The sequence below is a fragment of the Chloroflexus sp. MS-G genome (genome assembly GCF_000735195.1).
Taxonomy (GTDB): domain Bacteria; phylum Chloroflexota; class Chloroflexia; order Chloroflexales; family Chloroflexaceae; genus Chloroflexus.
This window is the reverse complement of sequence record NZ_JPIM01000206.1, coordinates 1-3630: the sequence shown is the minus strand read 5'-3', so window position 1 is coordinate 3630 and position 3630 is coordinate 1. Positions and strand designations below refer to the sequence as shown.

Genomic DNA, 3630 nt, shown 5'->3' with positions numbered 1-3630 from the left:
CCAAAAGCGGGCGCGCCGCCGCGTACTCGCCGAGCCGTTGAAGAATTGCTGCCGTCGCGGATAGCAAGCGGGCGGCCACCTGATCGCTCAGGCGTGTCTCGTGCTGACACACCGCCACATAGTGCGGACGGTAAGGGATACTTGCCAGCGGTGTGCGCTCGAAGGCGTCCTGCAGATGATCACTGACCTTTAGCATCGCTACGACCGTTGCCGCTAGCGTTTCCTCTGGCGCCGGATCACACCCTCGCACAAAGGCCGCTGTCAACCGGTGAAGTTGTACCTCGCGTTGGTCGATCAATCCAACCGCACGCAATCGGCGTAGCATCGGATCGACCGCCGCCTGATCGTTGGTATCGCTACCGACGATGGCAATCAGCAACGGGAATGGTACCGGCTCTGGCGCCAGCCAGGCCAGACGGTGCAGCAGGGTCAACGCTGCCGCATCGCGGGTCTGGTCTAGTCGTTGGTAGCTTAAAGCGAGAGCAGCAGCGACACCGTGACGGTAAGCCGTTGGTAAGCCACTCTCGGCTGCCTGTTCGTCACCAAGTGAAGGATGGGCAAGGATCGTTTGCTTCAGCCGCTGATCATACGCATCGAGTGACAGATTGGGTGAATCTTCCAGGTAGGCGCCGGCTAACGCCAGGGCCAGCGGGAGATCACCTAGCAGTTCACAGATTGTATCAGCCGTTTGCCGCTGCGCATCGTCGGCCAGGAGTGCTGCAATCGTGGTTTGGCGGGCTTTGGCCCGTGGCCCCAACAGGATCAGATAGCTATCGCTACGTTCGGTCGGGCGGAGTGGCAGTAGATGAACGTCATCTGTTGCCCGCCAATCACTCCGCCGACTGGTGACGAGCACCTGCGTACCGCCGGTCGTTGGTCGCCATTGTTGCAGCAACGTCCGCTCTTCCAGATTATCGAAGATGAGCAGACGACGGATCGGTTCTTGCCAGGCCCGCTGCACTGCCCGTACCTGATCCTCCAGGCTCAAACCGTTCCAGCCCGGCAGGTTCAACCCATCCACACCACCGCAGGCAGCGATCTGCGCCGCTACCTGGTCAGGGGTGCTCATATCCAGCCAAAAGACACCACCCGGAAAGTGACGGCGCAGACGATGGGCACATTCACTGGCCAGTTGACTCTTACCCACACCGGCCATACCGGTGATCACAACCGTAACCGCTTCCGCGCCACACAGGGTTTGTTCAAGCTCGGCAAGTTCACGCTCACGTCCGCAGAAAAGCGGGTTGCGCCGATAGGGAACTTTAAATGGGGCAACCGTCAGTGGCGTGGGGTGTGTTGGCTCCCATATCTGACCATCGCGCCAGCGGTTGAAGAGCGTCACCCGCCACCAGTCCGCACGCTGTTGCTGAGCGGCAGCCAGCCGTGCGCGTTGCAACGCACGGTCAATCCGTCCTTCCTGGCGGAGATCGTGAAACAGGTTGTCAAGAATGATCGCTGCCGTGTCCATGGTCAGTGCGCCGTAAGCGGCAACCACTGCCGGCACACCCGCACGGGCTAGGCGCGGACCTAAAGCACCCCAGCTATGGTCATCCATCCCTGCCCCGGCGCAACTGACCAGCACGACCAGCCGTGGGCCATCTGCACCGCGACTACGCAGAAGCGCGGCCAGGTCATCGCCAGAGCGACGGGCAGTGTTCCCTTGGTCGTCGATCAAATACAGCCATGGCTGACTGTCCACCAGTCTGCCGTGCGCCACCAGGATCAAAATGTCGTAGCCGCTGCTCAGCTCAGTGGTAAGACGCTGCCAGGTTGCCGGAATTACCGTCACGCCCGAACCGCCCCACGCTGCCTGTACCATACCTTCGTATGCCGAGCGGTCAATCGGCGCCAGCTTCCACCGTTCGGCATCGTTGGGGTCGGCAATCGCCAGCAAGACACGCTGCTCGCCTGCTGCTCGGCGTGATGGTAATGACGGTGGTGCAACATCGTCTACCGGCACATATCGGCTCAACCAGAGCTGCCCGTCGCTACCGAGCGGTTGATGACTTACCGGATCGACGAGCAGCTCCCAGCGTATGGCTTGCAGGTGTTCGGGCAGAATCAGATGTAAACGCAGCGCAGCGCTGGGATCACGATTGAGCGCTGCCGCTCGCAATTCGCGGTAGGTAGCGATCGCTTGCGGATCGGCGAAGAGGGCGTCGCGCAATGCTGCACCATACGCCAGCGGGTTGCTTCCCAATAACGAACGCAGACGCGCTTCATCAAACAAGCCGCAACGGAAGGTGGCCTGTGGCGGCCGATAGATTTGCTCATTGAGCAGTTCCATACGAACAGCAAGGCCGTGCTGGTCGGTCGGAACAAGTTCAAGGGTCAGCGTTGATGGCAGCATTGTCTTACGCTCCGGCTACAGGGGGAAGCACTATTGGCGTCAATTTCTGACCCGAAACTGTCTGACGATATACCACAGCGCTACTACTGAAAGCACGATACCGCCGAAACCAACGTATGTGATGTCAGTAGGGGCAATGCTTATGAGAACGGCTATGGCCAGGTTCAGGATAGCCAGAACCAGCGCCATGACCAGCGCCCAGCGCTTCTCTTGCCAGAGACCGACGGCACATACCAACAGCAAGACCGCGAAGATCAGCGAGGGTATCCCGAAGATAATCGCGACCTGTGCGGCCAGCCCTTCCATCCCGCGACCTGAAATATTCGTCAGGCCAAAGAACAACATAAGAAGACTGAAGACAGCCCACAGTGCTCCGTATACACCAACGATGATCGGGAAGAGTCGACGATTTTGAGATTGGGGATACATAGAGAACCCTCGTTGCTCGTTAGGTGACTTCGAGGGCATATTATACATTATCTACCGATACAATGACAAGCATGAGTGGGGGGATACCTGGGAGCGCGGGCCTCCGGCCCGCATCCGACCCGGCGCACGATCTGCCACATTCCTCATCTCTGCACGCGAGCGGGGTTGCGGGTAACGCCAGCAAACAGTCTGGAGGTGTGGCACGCAAGGGGCGTAGGGGAGATGGTCTCCTGAGATGCGAACCGCTAGCTTCTCGCCCCCGCGCACCTGGAGCAACCGCGGGTGGACACCTGGGAGCGTGGGCCTCCGGCCCGCATCCGACCCGGCGCACGATCTGCCACCCTCCTCCGCTAGCTTCTCGCCCCCGCGCACCTGGAGCAACCGCGGGTGGACACCTGGGAGCGCGGGCCTCCGGCCCGCATCCGACCCGGCGTGGTATGTCAACTGAACAATCGCCCCATTCCCGCTGCACAACGGGCTATTGCCGCGCAGCCCGCGTTGGCGTTCTCCCTCCCTGGCAAATATAACGAAAGCGTTGAAAAGCTCTATGGGAAGGATGACTTTCATCTTCGCCGTGCGAGAGCAATCCCCGCACAAATACACATCCCACCGCAAGGGGTGGGATGCCTAGTGCGGAGCGGGCGACGCGACTCGAACGCGCGACCATCTGCTTGGAAGGCAGATGCTCTACCACCTGAGCTACGCCCGCACAACTTATTGCGCCATTACTGTAGCACAATCTGACCAGATTCGCAAGTCAGTAAGGAACGACGACCGGCGCTTTTCAACATCTTCCTCCCCAGGGTAAGAAGCGGATAACCAGAACTGTTCAACATCTTCCTCCCTCTGGC

Annotated in this window: 2 protein-coding genes and 1 tRNA gene; all 3 read right to left on the bottom strand. The window is 60.1% G+C overall.

Features of this window, described 5'->3' with window-relative positions; genetic code table 11:
- A partial coding sequence (locus JE47_RS22370) for a CHAT domain-containing protein (protein ID WP_051871225.1) occupies positions 1-2350 on the bottom strand: 2350 nt, incomplete at its 3' end.
- Between the two features lie 39 nt (positions 2351-2389).
- On the bottom strand, positions 2390-2779 hold the full coding sequence (locus tag JE47_RS0119735) for a hypothetical protein (RefSeq protein ID WP_031461389.1): 390 nt from the start codon (positions 2777-2779) through the stop codon (positions 2390-2392).
- Positions 2780-3415: 636 nt separating this feature from the next.
- Positions 3416-3488 (bottom strand) — tRNA-Gly (locus tag JE47_RS0119730).
- Between the last annotated feature and the right edge of the window lie 142 nt (positions 3489-3630).

Bases quoted from the DNA above. Each gene is read 5' to 3' on its own strand.
- JE47_RS0119735 (WP_031461389.1), bottom strand. From the start codon at position 2,779: ATGTATCCCCAATCTCAAAATCGTCGACTCTTCCCGATCATCGTTGGT.